Source organism: Streptomyces sp. Y309 (genome assembly GCF_056712025.1).
In genome coordinates this window covers 3,579,580-3,603,633 of record NZ_CM160048.1, presented here as the reverse complement: position 1 = coordinate 3,603,633, position 24,054 = coordinate 3,579,580, and the positions used below count along the sequence as shown (strand labels likewise).

Sequence of the window (24,054 nt, the reverse complement as noted above, 5' to 3'; positions counted from 1 at the left end):
CTCGTCAGCATGGTCGACAGCCATTATCAACCGACGCCCAGCAGGCGCCTAGACGGGTGCGCCCACGGTCAGCAGCTCACAGCTCCCTGACGTGCGGCACCGCGCCCCCATCAGGCGCCGTCACCGCCACCGCACCGCTCCCCGCGTCCCGGCTCACCCGGTAGGTCGCGGCCGTGCAGCCCTCGTGGTCGGGAAGTCTGACGGTCGCGTCGTGCGCGCCGGGCGTGACCAGCAGGGTGAGGCCGTCGGCCCAGTCACCGTCGGGCCGCTGCTCGTCGGCGGCGAGCGGGAGCACCGCGCCCGGGCGGACGTACAGCGGCAGGCTGTCGAAGCCGTGCGTCTCACGGCGCCAGCCCGGGCCCCGCACCCGCTCACCGGTCAGCAGGTGCGTCCAGGTGCCTTCGGGGAGGTAGAACTCGACGTCGCCGTGCTCGGTGAACACCGGCGCCACGAGCAGGTCCGGGCCGAGCATGTACTGCCGGTCGAGCGTGCGGGACGCCGGGTCCTCGGGGAACTCCAGGAGCATGGGCCGCATCAGGGGCACACCGTCGCGGTGGGCCTCGGCCGCCGCACCGTACAGATACGGCATCAGGCGGTGCTTGAGCCGGGTGAACTTCCGGGCCACGTCGACCGCTTCGTCGCCGAACTCCCACGGCACCCGGTACGAACTGGAGCCGTGCAGGCGGCTGTGCGAGGACAGCAGGCCGAAGGCCAGCCAGCGCTTGAAGACGGCCGCGTCGGGCGTGCCCTCGAAGCCGCCGATGTCGTGCGACCAGAAGCCGAAGCCGGACAGGGACAGCGAGAGCCCGCCGCGCAACGACTCCGCCATCGCGCCGAACGACGCCCAGCAGTCGCCGCCCCAGTGCACCGGGAACTGCTGGCCGCCCGCCGTGGCCGAGCGCGCGAACAGCACCGCCTCGCCGGTGCCGCGCTCCTTCTGCAGCAGCTCGAAGACGACCTGGTTGTACAGGTGCGTGTAGTAGTTGTGCATGCGCTCCGGGTCGGAGCCGTCGTGCCAGACGACGTCGGTGGGGATGCGCTCGCCGAAGTCCGTCTTGAAGCAGTCGACACCTTGGTCGAGGAGCACCTTCAACTTCCCCTGGAACCAGGCGCAGGCGTCCGGGTTCGTGAAGTCGACCAGGCCCATGCCGGCCTGCCACAGGTCCCACTGCCAGATGTCGCCGTTCGGCCGCCGCACCAGATACCCCCGCCGCGCGGCCTCGTCGAACAGGGCGGACTTCTGGGCGATGTACGGATTGATCCAGACGGAGATCCGCAGGCCACGTTTCTTGAGGCGGGCCAGCATGCCCTCCGGGTCGGGGAAGACGTCCGGGTCCCAGCGGAAGTCCGACCACTGGTACTCGCGCATCCAGAAGCAGTCGAAGTGGAAGACGCTCAGCGGGATGTCCCGTTCGGCCATGCCGTCGACGAAGGACGTGACGGTCTCCTCGTCGTACCGCGTGGTGAACGACGTGGTCAGCCACAGGCCGAAGGACCAGGCCGGCGGCAGCGCCGGGCGGCCGGTGAGCGCGGTGTAGCGGCGCAGTACGTCCTTGGGGGTGGGGCCCGCGACGACGTAGTACGTGAGTGTCTGGTCCTCGACGCTGAACTGCATCCGGCCGACCGACTCGGAGCCGATCTCGTAGCCGACCTTGCCGGGGTGGCCGACGAACACGCCGTACGCGCCGGCGGGGGAGAGGTGGAGGCTGAACGGCACGTTCTTGTAGGCCTGTTCGCTGCTGGTGCCGCCGTCGGCCTGCCACATGTCGACGACCTGGCCGTTCTTGACGAACGGGGTGAAGCGTTCGCCGAGGCCGTAGACCTGCTCGCCGACGCCGAGGGTGAGCTGTCCGGCCATGTGGTGGGCGCCGTCGGCGGTGGTGAAGAAGGCCGTGCCCTTGCGGCCCGCCTGTGTCACCTCGCGTCCGTTCGCGTCGCGGAAGGACAGCGTCCAGGGTGCGGCGGCGTCCAGGCGGACGGACAGGGCGCCGCTCGTCAGCTCGACAACGTTGCCGTCGCGGCGCACCTGCCCGGCGGAGGTGTGCGCGCCGGGCAGCGCGAAGTCGGGGCCGGGGCGGCGCCCGCCCGCGAGGTGCGTGACGCGGACGCCGATGACGCCCTCGGCGGGGGAGAAGCAGTCGGCGGTCAGCAGCGGGGAGTTGAGGGTGTCCCCGCGGCGCTCGACGCGCTTGACGGCGGCGTACGCGGTGAATCGGTCGGTGCTCGTGCGGATGTCTCGGACCTCGGTGGCGTACGAGGCCTGGACCCCGTCGCGCAGCAGCCAGAAGCCGTCGGTGAACTTCATGAACTTCCCAGGTGAGCAGGGGGCTCTCAACTTGCTTGCGATCTTGAAGGCGAACGATCTGCCGTCGCCATTTGATCGTGCAGAAAACAAAAGGGCAAGGGTCGCGTGGTGGAGGATCGGTGAAGCGCTTCGATTCATATAACTCCAGGTGGCTGCGGGCGGCCCTCGAGTTGGCAGGGTGCATGGGGCTAGCGCTTCGACGGTGCATGGCGTATTAGTCATGTCGGAAAACAAACCTCCGTCGGCCATCGGGTCGCGCAGCGAGCAAGCCGCGACAAGCCGCAAGCAGCAGCAAGCAGTAAAGGGCCGCACCATGTCCGATCGCTTCACTCCCACCCCTGACGACAAGTTCACGTTCGGTCTGTGGACCGTCGGCTGGCGGGGCAACGACCCGTTCGGCGACGCCACGCGTCCCGCGCTCGACCCCGTCGAGTCGGTGCGGCGCCTGGCCGGACTCGGCGCGCACGGCGTGACGTTCCACGACGACGACCTGATCCCCTTCGGCGCCTCGGACAGCGAGCGCGAGGCCGTCGTCAAGCGGTTCCGCGCCGCGCTCGACGAGACCGGGCTCACCGTGCCGATGGCGACGACGAACCTCTTCACGCACCCGGTGTTCAAGGACGGCGGCTTCACCGCCAACGACCGCGACGTGCGCCGCTACGCGCTGCGCAAGACGATCCGCAACATCGATCTCGCCGTCGAGCTCGGCGCCACCACCTACGTCGCCTGGGGCGGCCGCGAGGGTGCCGAGTCGGGCGGCGCGAAGGACGTCCGCGACGCCCTTGACCGCATGAAGGAAGCCTTCGACCTGCTCGGCGAGTACGTCACGTCGCAGGGCTACGACCTGCGCTTCGCCATCGAGCCCAAGCCGAACGAGCCGCGCGGCGACATCCTGCTGCCCACCGTCGGCCACGCCCTCGCGTTCATCGAGCGCCTGGAGCGGCCCGAACTGTACGGCGTGAACCCCGAGGTGGGACACGAGCAGATGGCGGGCCTGAACGTCCCGCACGGCATCGCCCAGGCCCTGTGGGCGGGCAAGCTCTTCCACATCGACCTCAACGGCCAGAACGGCATCAAGTACGACCAGGACCTCCGTTTCGGCGCCGGTGACGTGCGCCAGGCGTTCTGGCTCGTCGACCTGCTGGAGAGCGCCGGGTACGAGGGGCCGCGCCACTTCGACTTCAAGCCGGTGCGCACCGACGGCTTCGACGGCGTCTGGGAGTCCGCGAAGAACTGCATGCGCAACTATCTGATCCTCAAGGAGCGTGCGGCCGCCTTCCGCGCCGACGCCGAGGTGCGGCAGGCGCTGCGCGACTCCCGGCTCGACGAGCTCGCCCGGCCCACCGCCGCCGACGGCCTCGCCGGACTCCTCGCGGACAAGGGCGCGTTCGAGGACTTCGACGTCACCGCCGCCGCCCAGCGGTCCATGGCCTTCGAGCGGCTCGACCAGCTCGCCATGGAGCACCTGCTCGGCGTCCGCTGATCACCCCTCCCAGGCAAGGGCAACCACCGTGACAGCAGTAACCTCACCGGAGGCGACGCGCGCCGGGCGCCGCCGAACCGGCCGACGGGCACTGGTCCCGCTCACCGTTGTCTCCGCACTCGTCGCGACCACGGCGCTCGCCGGCTGCGGGCAGCAGCGCGACGACGACGTCTACACCGTCCTCAACTCCTCGACCGACGACTCGTACCACAGCTGGGACGCCGCCGCGCTCTCGCGCTGCGGCAAGCGGCTTGGCATCACCATCGAGCAGCAGAGCGTCCCTGCCGCGCAGGTCATGACGAAGGCGCTGCGCATGGCGTCGTCCAAGTCGCTCCCGGACGTCATCCAGTTCGATGCCTCCGAGGTGCCGACGTTCGCCGAGGCGGGCGGCCTGATCGACCTGCGCACCCTGGGCCTGTCCACCAAGGACATCCCCCGGGGCATCGTCGAGTTCGGCTCGTACAAAGGGACGTACTACGGTGCCGCGCGCACGGTGAACACCCTCGCTCTGTTCTACAACAAGGACATCCTCAAGAAGGCCGGCCTCCAAGTCCCCACCACCTGGGGCGAGATGAGGCAGGCCGCGAAGAAGCTCACCCGCGGCAGGCAGTACGGCATCGGGCTGAGCGCGGGCGGTGCCGAGGACGGCGTCTTCCAGTTCACCCCGTTCATGTGGTCCAACGGCGGCGACGAGACGAACCTCGCCACCCCGGATGTCGCCGGGGCCCTCGACTACTGGAAGGACCTCATCAAGGACGGCTCGCTGTCCAAGTCGACCGTCACCTGGACCCAGGCCGACGTCAACGACCAGTTCATGGCCGGCAACGCCGCGATGATGATCAACGGTCCCTGGCAGGTCGAGACCCTCAACACCAAGAAGAGCCTGCACTGGGGCATCGCGCGGATACCCGTCCCGAAGGCGGGCGACAAGTCCGTCGGCCCGCTGGGCGGCGCCGTGCTCACCGTGCCCAAGACCGGTGACAGCGCGCGCGAGCAGACCGCCGCGAAGATCATCGGCTGCATGTCGAGCGAGAAGGAGCAGATCTCCTACGCGCGCAACAGCTGGATGGTCCCGGCCAACGAGAAGGCCGCCGCGATCTGGCGCAAGGAAGTGCCCGAACTCGACGCCCTCGCCGACCAGGTGGCCACCGCCCGCTCCCGCACCGCGAAGGTCGGAGCCCGCTGGTCGTCCGTGTCGCTCGCTCTGCAGAGCGCCTTCCAGTCGGCGCTGACCGGCCGGTCCAGCGAGGCCGCGCTGAAGCAGGCGCAGGACCGCGCCACGAGCGGGAACTGAGGGGACTGAACGACCATGTCGACCACCACCGCCTCGACGCCCGCCGCCCGGCGCACCGTCAGCACGAAGAAGACCGACCCGCTGCGCGCCCGGCGCCGCCGCAGACTCTCCCAGTGGGGCTTCGTCGCGCCCGCCGTCGTCTTCATGCTGCTGTTCTTCGGCTATCCGCTCGTCCGCAACGTCGTGATGAGCTTCCAGGACTTCTCGCCGTCCACGTTCTTCGACGGCAAGGCCCCCTTCAACGGCACCGACAACTGGAGCAAGGTCTTCCAGGACGACCTCTTCGGCAAGGCGCTGTGGCACACCATCGTCTTCACCGTCGGCTCCCTGATCGGCCAGTTCGGCATCGGCCTCGCGCTCGCCGTCTTCTTCACGAAGAAATTCCCGCTCAACGGGTTCCTGCGCTCGCTGATCCTGCTGCCCTGGCTGGTGCCGATGGTCGTCTCGGGCATCGTGTGGCGCCGCATCCTCGACCAGGACACCGGCGTGCTGAACTCGTTCGCCGACACCCTCGGCCTCGGCGGCCACACCCCGTGGCTGACCAGCCCCGGCATGGCCCTGTTCTCCGTGATCATGGTGAACATCTGGATCGGCATCCCGTTCAACATGGTGATCCTCTACGGCGGACTCCAGGAGATCCCCAAGGAGCTGTACGAGGCCGCGTCCCTGGACGGCGCCTCCGCCTGGCGCACCTTCCGCTCCGTCACCCTGCCGCTGCTCAAGCCCGTCATCACCGTCGTCCTGGTCCTGGGCTTCATGTCGACGGTCAAGATCCTCGACCTGATCCTCGCGCTGACCGACGGCGGCCCCGCCGACGCCACCCAGACGCTCGGCACCCTCACCTACCAGAGCTCCTTCGTCCAGCTGGACTTCGGCGCGGGCGCCGTCGTCGGCAACGTCCTCATCCTGATCTCCGCCGTCTTCGCGGTGTTCTACCTGCGGGCCAACCGCTCCGAGGGGAAGTGACCGGCATGGCGACCACTCATCCGCCCGTCGTGCGGAAGCCGAAGCGCCGCCGGGGCGCCACCGTCGCGGGCGTCGTCATCCTGTGCGTGATGCTGTTCCCGCTGTACTGGATGATCAATACGGCGCTGCAGCCCGAGTCCGGGCTCCTTGAGGTCTCGCCCGTTCCGCACTCGGTGGACCTGTCCGGCTTCACCTCCGCCATCAGCGAGCAGGGCGGCCACCTGCTGACGTCCCTCGTCGTCTCGCTCGGCGCCGTCGGCATCTGTCTGGCGATCGCCGCGCCCGCCGCGTACGGGCTCGCCCAGTTCCGGCTGCCCGGCACCAAGTCCATCGTGTTCGGCACCCTCATCACGCAGATGGTGCCGGGCATCGTCATCGCCAACGCCCTCTACAGCGCGTACGTCGATCTCGGCCTGGTCAACTCCTACTTCGGCCTGATGCTCGCCGACGCCTCGCTCGGCATCCCCTTCGCCATCGTCCTGATGCGCTCCTTCATGGTGGCCATCCCCAGGGAGGTCATCGAGGCGGCGGAGGTCGACGGCGCGGGCAGGCTGCGCACGTTCGTCCAGGTCGTGCTGCCGATGAGCCGCAACTCCCTGATCACCGCGGGGCTGTTCTCGTTCCTGTACGCGTGGAGCGACTTCATGTTCGCGCTCACCCTCAACACCACCGACGACGTCAAGCCCGTCACCCTCGGCATCTACCAGTACATCGGCGCCCACGTCGGCGACTGGGGCTCGGTGATGGCCGCCGCCGTCCTGTCGGCCATCCCGGCGGCCGTTCTGCTCGTCCTCGCCCAGAAGTACATCGCCGCCGGCATCACCGGCGGATCCGTCAAGTAAGGCTGTTCATGAACGAGTTCCCCACCTTCCCGCCGGGCTTCGTGTTCGGCGCGGCCACCGCCTCGTACCAGATCGAGGGCGCCGCGGACGAGGACGGACGCGGACCCTCCATCTGGGACACCTACAGCCACACCCCCGGCCGGACCGTCGGCGGCGACACCGGCGACGTGGCCTGCGACCACTACCACCGCTACCCCGAGGACGTGGCGCTCCTGCGCGCCCTCGGCGTCGACTCGTACCGTTTCTCGATCGCCTGGCCGCGCATCCAGCCGACCGGGGAGGGGCCCGCGAACCAGAAGGGCCTCGACTTCTACTCCCGCCTGGTGGACGAGTTGCTGGAGGCGGGCATCGAACCCGCCGCCACCCTCTACCACTGGGACCTGCCGCAGGCCCTGGAGGACCGAGGTGGCTGGCGGGTCCGTGCGACCGCGGAGCGGTTCGCCGAGTACGCGGCGATCGTCGCCGAGCACCTCGCCGACCGGGTCCCGCGCTGGATCACCCTCAACGAGCCCTGGTGCAGCGCCTTCCTCGGCTACTCGGTGGGCCGCCACGCGCCCGGCGCCCAGGAAGGCACCGGCGCGCTCGCCGCCGCACACCATCTGCTCGTCGGCCACGGCCTGGCCATGCAGGCGCTGCGGGCGGCCGGCGTGCGCGAGGCGGGCATCACCCTCAACCTCGACCGGAACGTCCCCGCCACCGGCTCGGCCGCCGACCGTGCCGCCGTCGTCCGCGCCGACACCCAGCACAACCTCGTGTGGACCGAGCCGCTCCTCGCGGGCCGCTACCCGGCCACGGACGAGGACACCTGGGGCGAGCTCATCACCCGGCAGGACTTCCGGCGCGACGGCGACCTCGAACTCATCGCCCAGCCACTGGACTTCCTCGGCGTCAACTACTACCGGCCGATCGTCGTCGCCGACGCCCCGCACCGCGAGCCCGACCCCGCGCTGCGCGTCGCCACCGACAACCGGTACGCGGAGACGGCGTATCCGGGCGTGCGCCGCACGGCGATGGGCTGGCCGGTCGTCCCCGAGACCTTCACGGACCTGCTGACCTCCCTCAAGGAGACGTACGGTGACGCGCTGCCGCCGATCCACATCACGGAGAACGGCTCGGCGGAGCACGACGAGGCCGCCGCGGACGGCGCCGTGCACGACGCCGACCGCGTCGCCTACCTGCACGACCACCTCACGGCCCTGCGCGCCGCCATGGACGCGGGCGTCGACGTGCGCGGCTACTACGTCTGGTCGCTCCTGGACAACTTCGAGTGGGCCCTCGGCTACGCGAAGCGGTTCGGCATCGTCCGCGTCGACTACGACACGCAGCGGCGCACGCCGAAGGACAGCTACCACTGGTACCGGAAGCTGATCGCGGCGCATCGCGGGTGATGCGCGGGAGAGCCGGAAGCCCTCAGCCCGCCCCGTGTTCCGCGTACGCCGCCGGGTCCGCCAGGACCTCGCGGACGACCCGGGCGGCCGCGCCGCGCGCCGCGTCGCCGGACGAGGACGACGCGCGCAGCCGGCCGTTGCCGGGCGACCACAGGCCCGAGACGACACGGGCCGTCAGCTCCTCGTCCGCGGCGGGCGCCAGCCACGGCGTCAGGCGGCGGAAGACCCCGCCGAGCACCACCGCGTCCGGATCGACCAGATTCACCGCGCCGGACAGCACCCGGCCAAGATGCCGCCCGGCGCTCTCCAGCGTGGTCAGGGCGCGATCGTCGCCAGCGCGGGCCCGGGTCTCCAGCTCCGTGATGCCTGCCGCCCCCGCCGCCTCGTCGAGACCCGCCGCACGCAACAGGGCCGCCTGGCCCGCATACTGCTCCAGACATCCGCGCGCTCCGCACCGGCAGTTCGGCCCGTCCGGATCCAGCACGACATGCCCGATCTCACCGGCGAACCCGTGCGCCCCGCGCAGCAGCTGACCGTTCAGGACGAGCGCGCCGCCGATGCCGATCTCGCCGCTGAGATAGATGAAGCTGTCCACCCGGCCCTGGCCCCGGTCCCGGTCCTGGTCCCGGTCCCCGCCGCCGTCGCCCGCGCAGCCGCCGAACCAGAGCTCGGCCATCGCCGCCAGGTTCGCCTCGTTGTCCGCGCCGACCGGCAGCGCGCGCTGCGCGGGCCGCAGCGCGGTGAGCGCCTGCGCGAACAGCCCCTCGACCGGCACCCGGTTCCACCCGAGGTTCGGTGCCTGCCGCACCGTGCCGCCCGACACCAGGCCGGGCAGCGCCAACTCGGCGGCGACCGGGCGCAGTTCCTGCTCGGCCGCCGACTCGAAAGCCCGCGCCGCGATCTGTGCCGCCTGCGCGAGGACAGGGCCGGGCGTGGCGCCCCGGTTGTCCATCCGCTCCACCAGGCGTACGCGATCGGTGCCCGCCAGATCGACGACGCACACGGTGACGTAGTCGATGTTGATCTCGACGCCGAGCCCGGCGGGACCGGTGCGCGCCACTTTCAGGGCCGTGCCCGGGCGGCCCGCCTGTCCGCTGAACGTCTTGCCCCACTCGGTCAGGAAGCCGTCGGTGAGGAGCTGGTCGACGAGAGAGGAGACCGCGGCCCGGGTCAGCCCGACCCGAGCGGCGACCCCGGCCCGGGTCGCCTTGCCCTCGCCGTGAACGGTGCGCAGGACAAGACCGAGGTTGTGTCTGCGCACCGTCGCCTTGTCGGCCTTGGGCGGGGTCGCGGACGTATCACTGCTGTTCATCGTGGGTGTGAGCCTATGCGACGCATCCGCGAGCGACCCTCAGGAGCCGTCAGCGAGGACGGGGCGCCCGGCGCGGGTGGTGCTGGAGGACGACCTCCGGGTTCGCCGCGCTCGGGCCGTCCAGGAGCGGGCTGTGCCTGCCGCGCAGGTGCAGGTCGAGGAAGGCACCGACGTAGTCGCGGGTGATCTCCGCGGCCCGCTTGCCCGGCAGCCCCTCGGGGTCGTCCTCGCCCAACTGCCCGGCCAGGGTGGCCAGGTCGGTGAACGCGAAGTGGTCGGCGCCGGTCACCGTCGCCCACCGCTTCCAGCCGCCCAGCCGGTCCCATGCCGTGTCCCAGGTCCTGTCCCTGCCTCCCGGGCTGTGGTCGGCCGCGGTGCCCAGCATCAGGAACGGGCGGCCGGACAGGTCCGCCGCGGGCCCGAGGCCCGGGAAGGGGCCGTCGAGGTTCGCGCCCGCGCGGATCCGGCCGTCGTTCGCCATGGCGGCGGCGGTGCCCGCGCCGCCGAGCGAGTGCCCGGCCATGCCGACGCGCTTCTTGTCGATCAGGCCCGCATGCCGCCACGCCGGCCGCTCGCCGTCCGTCGCTTCTTTCGGCTTTCCGGTCAGTACGTCGAGGACGTACGAGAGATCATCGCCGCGGCCGCGCGCCGCGGGCTCGAAGGTGTTCTCGTCGACCCGGCCGCAGGCCGCGCACGGCAGGGTGCCCTTGCCGGGGAACTCGACGCCCACGGCTTCGTACGCGTGGTCCGTCACCGCGACGACGTACCCGCGGCTCGTCAGGTCCTCGGCCAGGCCCGTGAGCGTGGTGCCGGGAACCTCGAAGCCGGGCGAGAGGAGCACCAGCGGATACGTTCCGCGGGCGGGCGTCGCGCCCGTGCGGCCGTGGGTGCGGGTGCCGCTCAGGACCTTCGGCGGGACGTCGTCGATCCCGCGGTCCTTAAGGAGGAGCCGGGCGCCCTTGGTGGTCATGTACGGGGCCGGGGTGCCGGTGCCCTTCCGCGCCGGGTAGTACAGCGTCACCATCAGCTCCCGCGCGCCGGCCTTCGGCACCCACGGGTCGCGGCGGCTGTGGTCGACGAGGTGGAGGGAGGTACGGCCGACGGCGTGCGGGCCCGTGGGGGTCGGCAGTTGGAGGCGCGGGATCCGGGACTGCGTGGCGATGGTGGACGAGTGGGCCGGGGTCTTGTCCTCGCCAGTAGATAGAACGATCGATTCAGTGGCGAGGGCACAGGTGAGGAGGGCGGCCATGGCTCCGCGACGGCGCGGCTTGGTCGTTTTCATGTGCGGGAGCTCCCGGTCTCGTGGCCGCGCACCGTGCTGCGGCGGCCTCGGCCCTTCGAAAGTAGGAGCCGAGCCGGGGCGGCGAATCCCGCCGCGGAGCCAACCTCGCGGGTGGCTCCGCAGAGCCAGGCGGCCTTACGGCACCGTGCCGCCCGGTACGACGAGGCCGCTCTCGTACGCGAAGACCGCCGCCTGCGTACGGTCGCGCAGCCCGAGCTTGTGCAGGATGCGGCCCACGTGCGTCTTGACCGTCTCCTCGGCGACGGTCAGGGCGGCGGCGATCTCCGCGTTGGACAGGCCCTGCGCGATCCGCGCGAGCACCTCGGTCTCCCGGCCGGTGAGGGCGTCGATCCGCACGTCGGACCGCTGCTGACCAGGCCCGGGCCCGGCCCCGGCGCTCAGGCGCGCGAACTCCGCGATGAGACGCCGGGTGAGGTCGGGGGAGAGCAGCGCGTCGCCGCCCGCCACCACCCGTACCGCTTCGGCGAGTTCGACGCCCGAGGCGTCCTTGAGCAGGAAGCCGGCGGCGCCCGCGCGCAGCGCCTCGTACACGTACTCGTCGAGATTGAAGGTGGTCAGGACGAGGATCTTCGGGTGTGCGTCGGGGTGTGCGGTGATCCGGCGGGTGGCGTCGAGGCCGTCGACTCCGGGCATGCGGATGTCCATCACGATCACGTCCGGCCGCAGCTCCTCGGCGAGGGTGACGGCCTCCGCGCCGTCCCGCGCCGTGCCGACGACCTCGATGCCGGGCTGGGCGCCGAGCAACACCGAGAAGGCGTCGCGGACCATCGCCTGGTCGTCGGCGATCACCACGCGGATCGTCATGCGGGGGTGTCCTTGTCCGTGGGGGCCGGAGTGGGTGCGGCGGCGGTCGGGAGGGTCGCGGTGACTTCATACCCGCCCTCCGGCGTGGGACCCGCCGCGAAGTCGCCGCCGAGCATCGCGGCGCGCTCCCGCATGCCGGTGACGCCGTGGCCCGCGCCGGGCGAGGGCGGGGCGGGCCACGCGGCCCGGCCGTTCGTGACGCGCAGCGCCAACGTCGCGTGGCCGTAGGCGAGTTCGACGGCCGTATCGGCGCCGGGGGCGTGCCGCAGGGTGTTGCTCAGCGCCTCCTGGACCATGCGGTACGCCGACAGCTCCACGCCCGGCGGCAGCGGGCGCCGCGTCCCCTCGACCCGCGCGGCCACCGGAAGCCCGGCGGCCCGCACCTGGTCCAGCAGGGCGTCGAGTTGGGCGAGGGAGGGCTGCGGGGTGGTGTCGGCCGGGGCGTCGCCGGGGGCGTCCGGGCGCAGCAGGCCGAGCAGCCTGCGCAGTTCGGCGAGGCCTTCGAGGGCGTTGGCGCGGATCGCCGCCAGCTCGGTGACCAGTTCGTGCGGCGGGTCCGGTACGCGGTAGGGCGCGGCGTCGGCCTGGATGGAGATGAGGGACATGTGGTGGGCCACCACGTCGTGCAGCTCGCGGGCGATGCGTGCGCGCTCCTCCAGTACGGTGCGCCGCGCCCGCTCGTGCGCGGTCGCCGCGGTCTGCTCCGCGAGGCGGGCCCGGTCCTCGCGGCGGCCCCGGCGGACGGCGCCCACGAGGAGGGCGGCGCCGAAGAGAGCGGTGCCCGCCGCGACCGTCGACCAGGAGCCGACGCCCGCTCCGGCCGCCTTCAAGGCCGCGCCCGCGGCGGCGCTCACGGCCGCCGCCGCGGCCGCCGGGGGCAGCGGGATCCGCAGGGACAGCAAGAACAGGACGCACGCGTGCACCACCCATGCCCAGATGTCGTTGTCCGGCGTCGGCGGGTGGCCGACGCTGATGCCGACGAAGCACGCGAGGGAGAGCCAGCAGGCCTGGACGGGGTTGCGCAGCGCCAGCACCAGCGTGACCGCGTGGACGACCGCCAGGAGCCTGGCGGTCAGGTCCGCGCCGGTCGCGGAGAGGGCCACGGCGGCGAGGACCACCAAGGTGTGGGGGAGGCGGCGGAGAGGGCGGGGCCACGTCAGGGGTGGGAGGGGGAGGGCTTTCGGAGGGAGTGTGCGGTCGGGCACGGCGGGTGTCCTTCGAGCTGGGCCCGGGGCCAGGAGGCGGTGCCGGTCGGCCTGTTGGCGGGGCGGTGGTGGCCTTGGTGACGCTAAGCGACCGCGGGGGTGGTGCGCGTCCCGCTGGGGGGCGGTTTTGGGGCGTAGCTCTTCAGGGGGAGGTGGGGATGTGCCTCTAGGGGAGTGGGGGTGGTGACGGTTCCGTGGGCCTCGGAGGGGCTGTGCGGTCTTTGATACGGGGCGCCTGGGTCAACTACTCTTCGTGCACGCTCGATTACTTACGTATATTCCGTGGAGGCGGTCCCCATGGCTCGACACCCTGAACGGCACGCGGCGCGGCACGCGGCACCGACGACTTCCACGACGTCCACGTTTTCCTCTGCGGGCCGTGCGCTGCTGCGGGCGGGGCTCGGTCTCTCCGTGGCGGGGGCGGCGCTGGGGCTCGGGGGCGGGGCCGCGGGTGCCGCGCCCGCGGAGGCGCCCGCGCCCGGGGTTGCCACGCCGATCGGTGACGTCGATCCGGCCACCGCGGGGAACGCGTTGCTCTATGGGGTGCAGCGGGCCGCGGGTGGGGGGTTGGCGCCCGTCAAGAACCTGAAGCTCAACCCCCTGGCGGGGACCGGGGTGGATCCGCTCGACAACGGTGTGGGCACACAAGTAGCCGACTTCAAGCCGGTGTCCACCGGGATGGTGACGGGACCGCTGACCCAGGGGTCGCTGTCGGAGATGCCGGGGGTGGGGGCGGTGACGGGGGCGCTGCCGGGGTGACCCTGCGGGGCTCTCCCCAATCCCGCCCCTTCCCGAAACCGGGGGCTCCGCCCCCGGGCCCCCGAGGTGGGGGTCCCGGGCGGGTGGGACAGGCCCCCGCCGATCGGCCTGCGGCCTCGTCCTCAAACGCCGGACGGGCTGGAACGTCGCCGGGCGGGTCGGTAGTTGCCGGGGTGTGCCGACTACGTCCCGTCAGGAGCAGCAAGGGCGGGTGGGTGGGAAAGGGGGGTCTGGGGGGGCGGAGCCCCCCCAGGGGGCCTAGTACGACGAGCCCGAGGCGCCCAGCGACCCCGTCGGGTGCCAGACCGTCTTCGTCTCGAGGAAGGCGGTCAGACGGTGAGTGCCGGGGGAGCCGGCGAAGTCCGCGTCCACAGCCTGTGGACGAAGCACACGCTTCAGGTTGTCCGCCGCGGCCACCTCCAACTCCTTCGCCAGCTCGGCGCCCGCACCGGCCAGGTCGATGCCGTTCACGTCCTGGTGGGCGGCCAGCGGGAGGGCGAGCTCCCGGGTGTTGCCGCTCAGTACGTTGACGACGCCGCCGGGCACGTCCGACGTGGCCAGGACCTCGCCCAGGGAGAGGGCGGGGAGCGGGGCCTTCTCGGAGGCGATGACGACGGCCGTGTTGCCGGCCGCGATCACGGGGGCGACGACCGACACCAGGCCCAGGAAGGACGACTCCTGGGGGGCGACGACGGTGACGACGCCCGTCGGCTCCGGCGTGGAGAGGTTGAAGAAGGGACCCGCGACCGGGTTCGCCCCGCCCACGACCTGGGCGATCTTGTCCGTCCAGCCCGCGTACCAGACCCAGCGGTCGACCGTCGCGTCCACGACCGCGGCGGCCTTGGACTTGGACAGCCCCTCCGCGTCGGCGACCTCGCGGACGAACTGCTCGCGGCGGCCCTCCAGCATCTCCGCGACGCGGTAGAGGACCTGCCCGCGGTTGTACGCGGTCGCCCCCGACCAGCCGCCGAACGCCTTGCGCGCGGCCACGACCGCGTCACGGGCGTCCTTGCGGGACGACTGCGGCGCGTTGGCCAGCCACTTGCCCTTAGGGTCCGTCACCTCGTACACCCGGCCGCTCTCGGAACGCGGGAACTTGCCGCCCACGTACAGCTTGTAGGTCTTGAAGACGCTCAGGCGCGTTGCGCCCGCGGCGGAGCCGCCCAGTGATTCCTTAGACATCGAGGTACGCCTCCAGGCCGTGGCGGCCGCCCTCGCGGCCGAAGCCCGACTCCTTGTAGCCGCCGAAGGGCGAGGTCGGGTCGAACTTGTTGAACGTGTTGGCCCAGACGACCCCGGCGCGGAGCTTGTTCGCGACCGCGAGGATGCGCGAGCCCTTCTCCGTCCAGATGCCCGCCGACAGGCCGTACTGCGTGTTGTTGGCCTTGGCGACGGCCTCTTCCGGGGTGCGGAAGGTGAGGACGGACAGGACCGGGCCGAAGATCTCGTCGCGGGCGACGGTGTGCGCCTGCGTGACGTTCGTGAAGAGCGTCGGGGCGAACCAGTAGCCGGAGCTCGGCAGTTCGCAGGGGGCCGACCAGCGCTCGGCGCCCTCCGCCTCGCCCGTCTCGGCGAGCGCGGTGATGCGGGCGAGCTGCTCGGCGGAGTTGATCGCGCCGATGTCGGTGTTCTTGTCGAGCGGGTCGCCCAGGCGGAGGGTGGTGAGGCGGCGCTTGAGGGAGTCCAGGAGTTCCTCCTGGATCGACTCCTGTACGAGGAGGCGGGAGCCCGCGCAGCAGACCTGGCCCTGGTTGAAGAAGATGCCCGTGACGATGCCCTCGACGGCCTGGTCGATCGGCGCGTCGTCGAAGACGATGTTGGCGCCCTTGCCGCCCAGTTCGAGCGTGAGCTTCTTGTCCGTACCGGCGACGGTGCGGGCGATCTCCTTGCCGACGGCCGTGGAGCCGGTGAAGGCGACCTTGTTCACGTCCGGGTGGGCGGTCAGGGCCGCGCCCGCGTCGCCGTACCCGGGAAGGATGTTGACGACGCCCTTGGGCAGGCCCGCCTGGCGGCAGATGTCCGCGAAGAACAGGGCCGAGAGGGGGGTCGTCTCGGCGGGCTTGAGGACCACCGTGTTGCCGGTCGCGAGGGCCGGGGCGATCTTCCAGGCCAGCATCAGGAGCGGGAAGTTCCAGGGGATGACCTGGCCCGCGACGCCCAGCGGCTTCGGATTCGCGCCGTAGCCCGCGTGGTCGAGCTTGTCGGCCCAGCCCGCGTAGTAGAAGAAGTGCGCGGCGACCAGGGGGAGGTCCGCGTCGCGGGTCTCCCTGATCGGCTTGCCGTTGTCGAGGGTCTCCAGGACGGCCAGCTCGCGGCTGCGCTCCTGGATGATGCGGGCGATGCGGAAGAGGTACTTCGCGCGCTCGGCGCCGGGGAGCGCGGACCACTTCTCGAAGGCCTTGCGGGCCGCCCTGACGGCGCGGTCCACGTCTTCCGTGCCCGCCCGCGCGACCTCGGAGAGCACCTCTTCGGTGGCCGGGCTGACGGACTTGAAGACCTTGCCGTCCGCGGCGTCGGTGAACTCGCCGTCGATGAACAGGCCGTAGGAGGGGGCGATGTCGACGACCGAGCGGGACTCGGGCGCCGGTGCGTAGTCGAAAGTCGATGCCATGGTGATCAGTCCACCGTCACGTAGTCAGGACCGGAGTAGCGGCCGGTGGCCAGCTTCTGGCGCTGCATCAGCAGGTCGTTGAGCAGGCTGGACGCGCCGAAGCGGAACCAGTGGTTGTCCAGCCAGTCCGCGCCCGCGGTCTCGTTGACCAGGACCAGGAACTTGACGGCGTCCTTGGAGGTGCGGATGCCGCCCGCGGGCTTCACGCCCACCTGGACGCCGGTCTGGGCGCGGAAGTCGCGGACGGCCTCCAGCATGAGGAGGGTGTTCGCGGGGGTCGCGTTCACCCCGACCTTGCCGGTCGACGTCTTGATGAAGTCCGCGCCGGCGAGCATGCCGATCCAGCTCGCGCGGCGGATGTTGTCGTACGTCGAGAGTTCGCCGGTCTCGAAGATGACTTTCAGGCGGGCCTGCGCGGAGGCCTCCTTCACGGCGACGATCTCCTCGTACACCTTCATGTAGTCGCCCGCGAGGAACGCGCCGCGGTCGATGACCATGTCGATCTCGTCCGCGCCCGCCGCGACGGCGTCGCGGACGTCGGCGAGCTTCACGCCGAGGGCGGCGCGGCCCGCCGGGAAGGCGGTCGCGACCGAGGCGACCTTGACGCCGCTGCCGGCCACGGCCTGCTTGGCCGTCGCCACCATGTCCGGATACACGCAGACCGCGGCGGTCGTCGGGGTGGTGCGGTCGGTCGGGTCCGGGTGGACCGCCTTCGCGCCGAGCGCCCGGACCTTGCCCGCGGTGTCCGCGCCCTCCAGGGTCGTCAGGTCGATCATGGAGATGGCCAGGTCGATGGCGTACGCCTTCGCCGTGGTCTTGATCGAACGCGTCCCGAGCGCCGCCGCGCGGGCCTCCAGGCCGACCGCGTCCACGCCCGGCAGGCCGTGCAGGAACCGGCGCAGGGTGGTCGCCGACGCGGTGACGTCGTCGAAGGCGCCGGCGCCGGGGGCGGCCTGGGCGGGGGGCGGTGCCGCGGCGGCCGCGTCTGTCTGTGTGGGTGGAGTCGTCCGCATGGTCACGAGGGGAGCATATCTACGCGCGTAGCAGCTGTACAGGGGGGTGGGCTAGGGCGCCCGGCCGGGCGGGGGTGGGGTGACCCCGGCCGGGGTGGCCGCACGTGCACCGCCTGCTTCGCGGCGGATGTCTCCCACCCACCCCCCCCCGTTTGCTGTCGGACTTGGGGTGGTCCCTCGTTGCGCTGCCTGCTTTGTGGTGGGTGTTTCCCACCCGCCCCCCGTTTGCTGTCGGACTTGGGGTGGTCCCTCGTTGCGCTGCCTGCTTCCACCACGGGGGTGGGCTCGCCTCACTTCAGGCCGTTGTCCAGTGCCGTCATGAGCGTGCCGGTGGGGGTGTCGCCCGACATCTCCCAGACCATTCCGCCGAGCAGGCCCTTGGACTTGAGCCAGTCGGTCTTCTTGGTGATCGACCAGGGGTCGTCGAAGCTCCACCACTGGCCGCCGTTGCCGGTGTAGCCGTAGGTGGAGACGGACTGTTCGTCGTGGTGGACCGTGAGGTTCGGGATGCTGGTCAGCAGGTTGTGGTAGCCCCTGGTGCCCGCCTCCTCCGGGAACTGGCCGGGCGCCGCGCCGTTCGCCGACTGCCATTCGCCCTTGGCGCCGCCGTCGGCGACCTCCTTCCAGCCGCGGCCGTAGAAGGGGAAGCCGATGGTGAGCTTGCGCGGGTGGACGCCCGCGTCGAGGTACGTCTTGACGGCGCGCTCGACGCTGAAGTCGAAGGGGTAGGGGTCCTGCGCGTCGCGGTGCAGGTTGGCCTGGTGGCCGGTCCGCTTTGGCTCCCAGGAGTTGTCGCTTCCGGCGCCGTGGAAGTCGTACCCCTGGACGTTGGCGTAGTCGAGGGAGTCGAAGATCTTGGAGAGGTCCCAGCCCGCCTCGATCTTCGCCGGGTCCGCGGGGGTGAACGCGGTCAGGAGCTTGTGCTCGCCGCCGAGTGCGTCGAGCTGTGTGCGGAACTCGGCGAGGAGCGCGGTGAGGTTGTTCTTGTCGGCGGGGCCCCAGTGGTTGCCCGGGTGGCCCTCGGAGCCCGGCCACTCCCAGTCGATGTCGATGCCGTCGAACACGCCCGCGCCGGAACCGGGGCCGCCCGCGCCGTTGTAGACCGGCAGGTTGCCCTTGATCCACACGTCCACGCAGGACTTCACGAACTTCTCCCGGGAAGCGGGTGTCGCCGCCGCGTCCGCGAAGAACTTCGAGAACGTCCAGCCGCCGAGGGAGACGACGACCTTGAGGTGCGGGTGCTTGGCCTTGAGCTTCTTCAGCTGGTTGAAGTTGCCGCGCAGCTTCCCCCAGCCGTCGTCCGCCACGCCGTCCACCGACTGTGCGGCGGAGAACGCGCGGCCGTAGTCCGCCTCCGCGTCCCCCGCGCCCGTGCCCTCGTCCGGGTCCTGCGGGTTGCCCGAGACGCCCTTGACCACCCCGGCCAGGCAGGTGTGGTTCACCGGATCGACGTTCTCGAAGGCGTAGTTGATGACGTCGAGCTTCGCGGCGGCGCCGGACGTGTCCAGGTTCTTCACGAAGTGCTGGCGGCCGTAGATGCCCCACTGCGCGAAGTAGCCGACCTTGAGGTGGTTGCCGGGGCCCGCCACGTCGTCGGTGGTGACGGACAGGGCGTTCGAGGCCGGTGACGCGTTGTCCGCGGTGTCGCGCGCCTTGACCGTGAAGGTGTAGGCCGTGGCGGGCGACAGGCCCTCGACCGTCGTGGCCGTGGTGTCCGCCGGGACCGTCTTCGCCAGTGTCTGCCCGCGGTAGACGTCGTACGCGGCCACGGCGACGTTGTCCGTCGACCTGCTCCAGGCCAGCGCCACGGAGGACGACGTCGTGGCGGTGGCGCGGAGGTTGCCGGGGGCCGTGGGCGGGGTGGGGTCGGTGGCCGGGTCGACCGTGGTGGCCGTGACCGGGGCGCTCGGCGGGCCCGTGTTGCCGCGGCGGTCCTTGGCCCGGACGGTGAAGGTGTAGCGGGTGGCCGGGGTGAGGTCCTTGACGGTCGCGGTCGTCGTCGTGCTGGTCGCGGCCACGTCGGTGCCGTTCAAGACCTCGTACGTCGTGACCGGGTGGTCGCCCGCTCCGGCCGGGGGCCAGCTCAGCGAGACCGTGCGGGCCGTGGCCGTGGTGACCGTCGGGGTGCCGGGGGCCGTGGGCGGCTTGTCGGGGGTGCCGTCGCACTTGTCACCGTTGATGGTGCAGCCCGTCGGCGTGCCCATCGGGCCGTTCGCCGTGAACTGGTAGCTGTACGGCTCGGTCGAACCGCCCGCCGGGACCCTGCCGTTGTAGTACGCGTTCTTCACGGTGACGTGGCTGCCCGAGACGGTCGCCTCGCCGTGAGTGTGCCCGCTGACGGTGACGCCCGGCGGCAGGTCGAACTCAAGGGTCCAGTCGGTGGACGCGGTGGAGCCGCTGTTGTGGACGACGTACTTGCCCTGCCAGGACGAGCCGCTGCCCTCGGTGCTGAAGGCCGCGGTGAGGGTGCCTGCCTTGGGGGCCGCGCCGGCGGTCAGCGCGGTGAGCAGGGCGGCGGGCAGCAGCAGGGCGGCGAGCAGGACGGCGGTGCGGCCGCGCAGGACTCTGGTCGCTCGTCGTAAGACTCCGGGTGTGCTCCTGGTTCCTCTTCGTGTGGGGGTCATGGCTCTCCTCGGGGTGTGTCGTGCGGGTGACTCCTTGGGGGTCGGGTGGCGCCGGTTCGTCGCGTCGCCGGACGGCGGTTAGGCGTACATGACAACTCTCGACCGTACTAGGTCTGGACCAATCCCCATACCCCCGCCGCTCGCCGCGGGCGTCATCGCGTCAGGCAGAATCAGCCGTATGACGAGCGACCCGCAGCCCACGCCGGCGGAGCAGGACCCGGCCTACAAGGACCGCGTCTACCGGTCCCACGCAGCCATCGCCGGAGGCGTCCTGCTGCTCGCGATCGGCGCCTGGCTCGGCGTCGACGCGCTGATCCGCGGCGAGGGGCGCACCCCGTGGGTGGCGCTCGCCGGGCTTCTCTTCGCCGTGCCGCTCGTCGTCGCCTACACCGTGCGGCCCGCGGTGTACGCCAACGACGACCGGCTGCGCGTCCGCAATCCCTTCCGCACCATCGTGCTGCCCTGGGGGGCGGTCTCGGGCCTGCGCTCCGGCTACTCGAACGAGGTGTTCACGCAGGACGGCACCAAGTTCCAGCTGTGGGCCATCCCCGTCTCGCTGCGCGGCCGCAAGAAGGCCGCGCGGCGCCACGCCCAGCAGGTCGCCTCGGACGACCCGGTCGCGAGCCGGGTCCGGCCCGGCGCCCCCGGCGCGACGCAGCCCCACACGCGCGACGCCGGCGACCAGGCCATGGACGACCTGCGTGAGATCGCCGAGCGGCGCGAGGGCGCCGAGTCGGCGCAGGGCGAGCCCGTGGTGCGCTGGGCCTACGAGGTCCTGGCGCCGTGCGCCGCCGGGGCGGTGCTGCTCGCGGTGCTGCTCGGCCTGGGCTGACCGGGCCTCCCGGTCGCCCGGCGGTCGTGCGTAGGGCCGGACACGGACTTCGGCCGTGCCCGGCCCGTGCGGTGCCCGCGCGAGGGGGGTCGGCGGAGCACCAAGGTGCCGACGCGCTCCCCAAGGGGGGCGAGGGGGGCGACAGACAGCGCTTCCATAGTGCCGTACAGGGGTTCGAGCGTGGCGACCGGGGGGGCGTACAGTTTCCCAACTCCCCGTGAATCAGCCCTGGTTGGCTCCGCCGAACGGGCCGTTCACGCAGGTCACGGCGGGCCGAGCCACACCAGGAGCATATGGCCGCCGAACGCCGCCGATGTCAGCGCCGCCCCCGAGAGCACCGCCACCGTCACGTGCGTACGCACCCGCGCGAGGGCGAGCGCCACCGGCAGCAGCAGCGGAAAGCCGGGCAGCAGGAAGCGGGCGCGCGGGAAGTACACGCCGCTGGAGCCCAGCACGATCGCGACGAGCAGCCCCGTGAACACCAGCAGCGGCAGCGGCTGCCCGCCCCCGGTCAGCGACATCACGAACAACACCAGCGCACTAAATAGAACGATCGTTACCATCACCAGGAACAGTTGCGGCCGCTCCACCAGGAACAGCCTCTTCATCCAGAGCAGGGTGCCGACGCCGCCGTCCCACTCGTTGTGCCACAGCTTCTGTACGGCGAAGTAGCCGTCCCAGCGGCCGAGTCGAGCCCCCACCCAGCCGACGTACGCGAGCCAGCCGAGCGGGGCGAGCAGCGCGCCGGCCAGGACGCGGGCATCGAAGCGGCCCCGCAGGGCGAGCAGCGCCGAGACCGACACCGCCGCGGCGACGGCGATGCCGGTCGGACGCGTCAGGCCCGCGAGCGCGGCCAGCGCCCCCGCCCACACCCAGCGGCCGGTGAGCACCGCGTACAGCGACCACGCCGCGAGCGCCGTGAACAGCGACTCCGTGTAGCCCATCCACTGCACCAGCGAGACCGGCAGACACGCCCACAGCGTCACCAGGAGCACGCCCGCGCGGCGCCCGTGCAGCCGGTCGCCGATCTTGAAGATCCCCCACGCCGCGAGGAACGAAGAGCCCACGGCGATCGCCAGGCCCACCCCGCCGCGCGGCGCCGGAAGCAGTGCGTCGCCCGCCCGGATCAGGAGCGGGAACAGCGGGAAGAAGGCCAGGTTGTTGGTGTCGAAGGCATTCCCGAGCGTGTCCGCGTACCCATGCGCGGCGATCTTCAAGTACCAGTCGCAGTCCCAGGATTCGGCCAGCAGATGCCACAGCCCGCGGTGCTCGCGGCGCGCCCAGACGGCGAGTACGAGGACGCCCAGGGCGCGCACGGCCGCGAACGCGAGGAGGGCGGGCGCGGCGTGCCGCAGCGCGAAGAGCACGCGCCGGCGCGCGGCCGCGCGCGGGGCCGCCGAGCGGGAGCGGCGCGACGCGGGTACGCGGGACGGCGCGGCCGCCGGAACGGCGGAAGGGTCGGAGAGGGGTCCGTGCGGCACTGCGGCTCCCGGTACGTGAAGGTGCGCTACCGGTCGAACCTTCCTGAGGGACCGGCAGCGCACCGGGGAGCTGCGTCAGTTGTCGTACGGGAACCACCCGTTCGGGTGGACCGGTGGGGCGGGTGGCGCCCCGCCACCCGTACGGGTCAGATGCCCGCGGCCGCCGCGAGGTCCCGCTTCAGGGCCGCGAGCAGCTCCGCGGCCCTCTCGTGGGCCTGGGGCAGCCCGGACCGGTCCGCCACCGGCACCACGACCTCCAGGTAGCACTTGAGCTTCGGCTCGGTGCCGCTGGGGCGCACGATGACGCGGGCGCCGTCGAGCGTGTACCGCAGCCCGTCCGTCGGCGGCAGCGTCTCCGTGCCCTTGGTCAGGTCCTCGGCGCGCGTCACCGGCAGGCCCGCGAGGCGCTCCGGCCGCCGCTCGCGCAGGCGCCGCATCGCGGCCGCGATCAGCGACAGGTCGTCCACGCGCACCGAGAGCTGGTCGGTGGCGTGCAGCCCGTGCGCGACGGCGAGGTCGTCGAGCAGGTCGAGGAGGGTGCGCCCCTCCTCCTTGAGCTCCGAGGCCAGCTCCGTGATCAGCAGCGCCGCCGTGATGCCGTCCTTGTCGCGTACGCCCTCGGGGTCGACGCAGTAGCCCAGCGCCTCCTCGTAGCCGTACCGCAGGCCCTCGACGCGGGCGATCCACTTGAAGCCCGTGAGCGTCTCCTCGTACGGCAGGCCCGCCGCCTCGGCGATCCGGCCGAGCAGCGACGACGACACGATGGACTCGGCGAAGGTGCCCGCCGCGCCCCTGCGGACCAGGTGCGCGGCGAGGAGCGCGCCCACCTCGTCGCCGCGCAGCATCCGCCAGTCGCCGTCGCCCACCGGGACGGCCACCGCGCAGCGGTCCGCGTCCGGGTCGTTGGCGATCACCAGGTCGGGGCGCGCCTCGCGGGCCGTCGCGAAGGACAGGTCCATCGCGCCCGGCTCCTCCGGGTTCGGGAACGCGACCGTCGGGAAGTCCGGGTCGGGCTCCGCCTGCTCCGCGACGAGCACCGGCTCGGGGAAGCCGGCCCGCGCGAACGCCGCGAGCAGCGTGTCCTTGCCGACGCCGTGCATCGCCGTGTAGACGGTGCGGGCGGTGCGGGGGGAACCGGCGGCCAGGACGGCGTCCGTGCGCGCCAGATAGGCCTCCAGGACCTCCTCGCCGAGGGTTTCCCAGCCGCTCTCCGGCCGCGGTACGTCGTGCAGGCTGCGCACCGCGTCGATCTCGGCGGCGATCTCCCCGTCGGCGGGCGGCACGATCTGCGAGCCGTCGCCCAGGTAGACCTTGTAGCCGTTGTCGCGCGGCGGGTTGTGGCTGGCGGTGACCTCCACGCCCGCGACCGCGCCCAGGTGCCGTATGGCGAAGGCCAGGACGGGGGTGGGCAGGGGGCGCGGCAGGACGGCGGCGCGCAGGCCCGCGCCGGTCATCACGGCGGCCGTGTCCCGCGCGAAGTCCGCCGACTTGTACCGCGCGTCGTAGCCGATCACCACGAGGCCGTCGGCGTGGCCCTTGCCCTTCAGATACGCCGCCAGGCCCGCGGCCGCGCGGATGACCACGGAGCGGTTCATCCGCATGGGGCCCGCGCCCAGCTCGCCGCGGAGGCCGGCGGTGCCGAACTGGAGGGTGCCCGCGAAGCGTGCCGCCAGGTCGTCGGCGGCGGCCGGGTCGCCCGGCGCCGCGTCGACCAGCTTCGCCAGCTCCTCGCGGGTCTCCTGGTCGGGGTCCTCGTCGAGCCAGGCCCGCGCCCGCGTGATGAGTTCTCCGTGATCCTGCACGTGTGGTCAGCCTCTCCGTGAGGTTTCTTC

General features: G+C 72.0%; 18 protein-coding genes. 7 read left to right on the top strand and 11 right to left on the bottom strand.

Annotated elements, in window-relative coordinates:
• Nucleotides 1-76: 76 nt before the first annotated feature.
• A complete protein-coding gene (yicI, locus tag AC0KTA_RS13915; RefSeq protein ID WP_481055447.1) occupies nucleotides 77-2,305 on the bottom strand; it encodes an alpha-xylosidase in 2,229 nt (742 codons plus the stop codon).
• Nucleotides 2,306-2,618: 313 nt separating this feature from the next.
• On the opposite strand from yicI, the gene xylA reads away from it, so the two are divergent.
• The 5 genes from xylA to AC0KTA_RS13890 are packed head-to-tail and all read left to right on the top strand — an operon-like array spanning nucleotide 2,619 to nucleotide 8,278.
• On the top strand, nucleotides 2,619-3,788 hold the full coding sequence (gene xylA, locus AC0KTA_RS13910) for a xylose isomerase (protein WP_481055446.1): 1,170 nt from the start codon (nucleotides 2,619-2,621) through the stop codon (nucleotides 3,786-3,788).
• A gap of 28 nt (nucleotides 3,789-3,816) precedes the next feature.
• Nucleotides 3,817-5,082: an ABC transporter substrate-binding protein gene (locus AC0KTA_RS13905; protein ID WP_481055445.1), complete on the top strand. Its 1,266-nt coding sequence runs from the start codon at nucleotides 3,817-3,819 to the stop codon at nucleotides 5,080-5,082.
• Between the two features lie 15 nt (nucleotides 5,083-5,097).
• Nucleotides 5,098-6,048 carry a carbohydrate ABC transporter permease gene (locus AC0KTA_RS13900; RefSeq protein ID WP_481055444.1) on the top strand — a complete coding sequence of 317 codons (951 nt, stop codon included), beginning with the start codon at nucleotides 5,098-5,100 and terminating at the stop codon, nucleotides 6,046-6,048.
• A 5-nt stretch (nucleotides 6,049-6,053) separates the two neighbouring features.
• Nucleotides 6,054-6,890 carry a carbohydrate ABC transporter permease gene (locus AC0KTA_RS13895; protein WP_481055443.1) on the top strand — a complete coding sequence of 279 codons (837 nt, stop codon included), beginning with the start codon at nucleotides 6,054-6,056 and terminating at the stop codon, nucleotides 6,888-6,890.
• 8 nt (nucleotides 6,891-6,898) lie between these two features.
• A complete protein-coding gene (locus tag AC0KTA_RS13890) occupies nucleotides 6,899-8,278 on the top strand; it encodes a GH1 family beta-glucosidase (RefSeq protein ID WP_481055442.1) in 1,380 nt (459 codons plus the stop codon).
• A 22-nt stretch (nucleotides 8,279-8,300) separates the two neighbouring features.
• Here AC0KTA_RS13890 and AC0KTA_RS13885 read toward each other — a convergent pair whose 3' ends face one another.
• The 4 genes from AC0KTA_RS13885 to AC0KTA_RS13870 all read right to left on the bottom strand — a co-directional run bounded on the left by AC0KTA_RS13885 (nucleotide 8,301) and on the right by AC0KTA_RS13870 (nucleotide 12,815).
• A complete protein-coding gene (locus AC0KTA_RS13885; RefSeq protein ID WP_481055441.1) occupies nucleotides 8,301-9,590 on the bottom strand; it encodes an ROK family protein in 1,290 nt (429 codons plus the stop codon).
• Between the two features lie 49 nt (nucleotides 9,591-9,639).
• Nucleotides 9,640-10,872 carry an alpha/beta hydrolase family protein gene (locus AC0KTA_RS13880; RefSeq protein WP_481055440.1) on the bottom strand — a complete coding sequence of 411 codons (1,233 nt, stop codon included), beginning with the start codon at nucleotides 10,870-10,872 and terminating at the stop codon, nucleotides 9,640-9,642.
• 135 nt (nucleotides 10,873-11,007) lie between these two features.
• Nucleotides 11,008-11,697 (bottom strand): response regulator, encoded by a 690-nt coding sequence (locus AC0KTA_RS13875; protein ID WP_481055439.1) that lies wholly within the window; start codon nucleotides 11,695-11,697, stop codon nucleotides 11,008-11,010.
• Entirely contained in the window at nucleotides 11,694-12,815 is a 1,122-nt protein-coding gene (locus AC0KTA_RS13870; protein WP_481056415.1) for a sensor histidine kinase, read from the bottom strand. Before AC0KTA_RS13870 ends, AC0KTA_RS13875 begins: the two co-directional genes overlap by 4 nt.
• A gap of 384 nt (nucleotides 12,816-13,199) precedes the next feature.
• Here AC0KTA_RS13870 and AC0KTA_RS13865 point away from each other — a divergent pair, with 384 nt between their 5' ends.
• The gene (locus tag AC0KTA_RS13865; RefSeq protein ID WP_481055438.1) at nucleotides 13,200-13,661 is read left to right on the top strand and encodes a hypothetical protein; all 462 of its coding nucleotides are present in this window, start codon (nucleotides 13,200-13,202) and stop codon (nucleotides 13,659-13,661) included.
• 258 nt (nucleotides 13,662-13,919) lie between these two features.
• Here the strand turns inward: AC0KTA_RS13865 and AC0KTA_RS13860 are convergent, their stop codons facing one another.
• From AC0KTA_RS13860 to AC0KTA_RS13845, 4 genes are all read right to left on the bottom strand, one after another.
• Nucleotides 13,920-14,843, bottom strand: coding sequence for an aldehyde dehydrogenase family protein (locus tag AC0KTA_RS13860; protein ID WP_481055437.1), 924 nt, complete (start codon nucleotides 14,841-14,843; stop codon nucleotides 13,920-13,922).
• Nucleotides 14,836-16,272, bottom strand: coding sequence for an aldehyde dehydrogenase family protein (locus AC0KTA_RS13855; protein ID WP_481055436.1), 1,437 nt, complete (start codon nucleotides 16,270-16,272; stop codon nucleotides 14,836-14,838). The genes AC0KTA_RS13860 and AC0KTA_RS13855 overlap by 8 nt, the downstream gene beginning before the upstream one ends.
• Before the next feature lie 5 nt (nucleotides 16,273-16,277).
• A complete protein-coding gene (deoC, locus tag AC0KTA_RS13850; RefSeq protein WP_481056414.1) occupies nucleotides 16,278-17,285 on the bottom strand; it encodes a deoxyribose-phosphate aldolase in 1,008 nt (335 codons plus the stop codon).
• Nucleotides 17,286-17,575: 290 nt separating this feature from the next.
• Nucleotides 17,576-19,909, bottom strand: coding sequence for a glycosyl hydrolase family 18 protein (locus AC0KTA_RS13845; protein ID WP_481055435.1), 2,334 nt, complete (start codon nucleotides 19,907-19,909; stop codon nucleotides 17,576-17,578).
• A 178-nt stretch (nucleotides 19,910-20,087) separates the two neighbouring features.
• Between AC0KTA_RS13845 and AC0KTA_RS13840 the strand changes: the two genes are divergently transcribed.
• Nucleotides 20,088-20,741: a PH domain-containing protein gene (locus AC0KTA_RS13840; protein WP_481055434.1), complete on the top strand. Its 654-nt coding sequence runs from the start codon at nucleotides 20,088-20,090 to the stop codon at nucleotides 20,739-20,741.
• A 263-nt stretch (nucleotides 20,742-21,004) separates the two neighbouring features.
• On the opposite strand, the gene AC0KTA_RS13835 is transcribed toward AC0KTA_RS13840, so the two are convergent.
• Together AC0KTA_RS13835 and AC0KTA_RS13830 are read right to left on the bottom strand one after the other, a co-directional pair.
• Nucleotides 21,005-22,222, bottom strand: a complete 1,218-nt coding sequence (locus tag AC0KTA_RS13835; protein WP_481055433.1) for a hypothetical protein — start codon at nucleotides 22,220-22,222, stop codon at nucleotides 21,005-21,007.
• Nucleotides 22,223-22,368: 146 nt separating this feature from the next.
• A complete protein-coding gene (locus tag AC0KTA_RS13830; protein ID WP_481055432.1) occupies nucleotides 22,369-24,024 on the bottom strand; it encodes a phospho-sugar mutase in 1,656 nt (551 codons plus the stop codon).
• Between the last annotated feature and the right edge of the window lie 30 nt (nucleotides 24,025-24,054).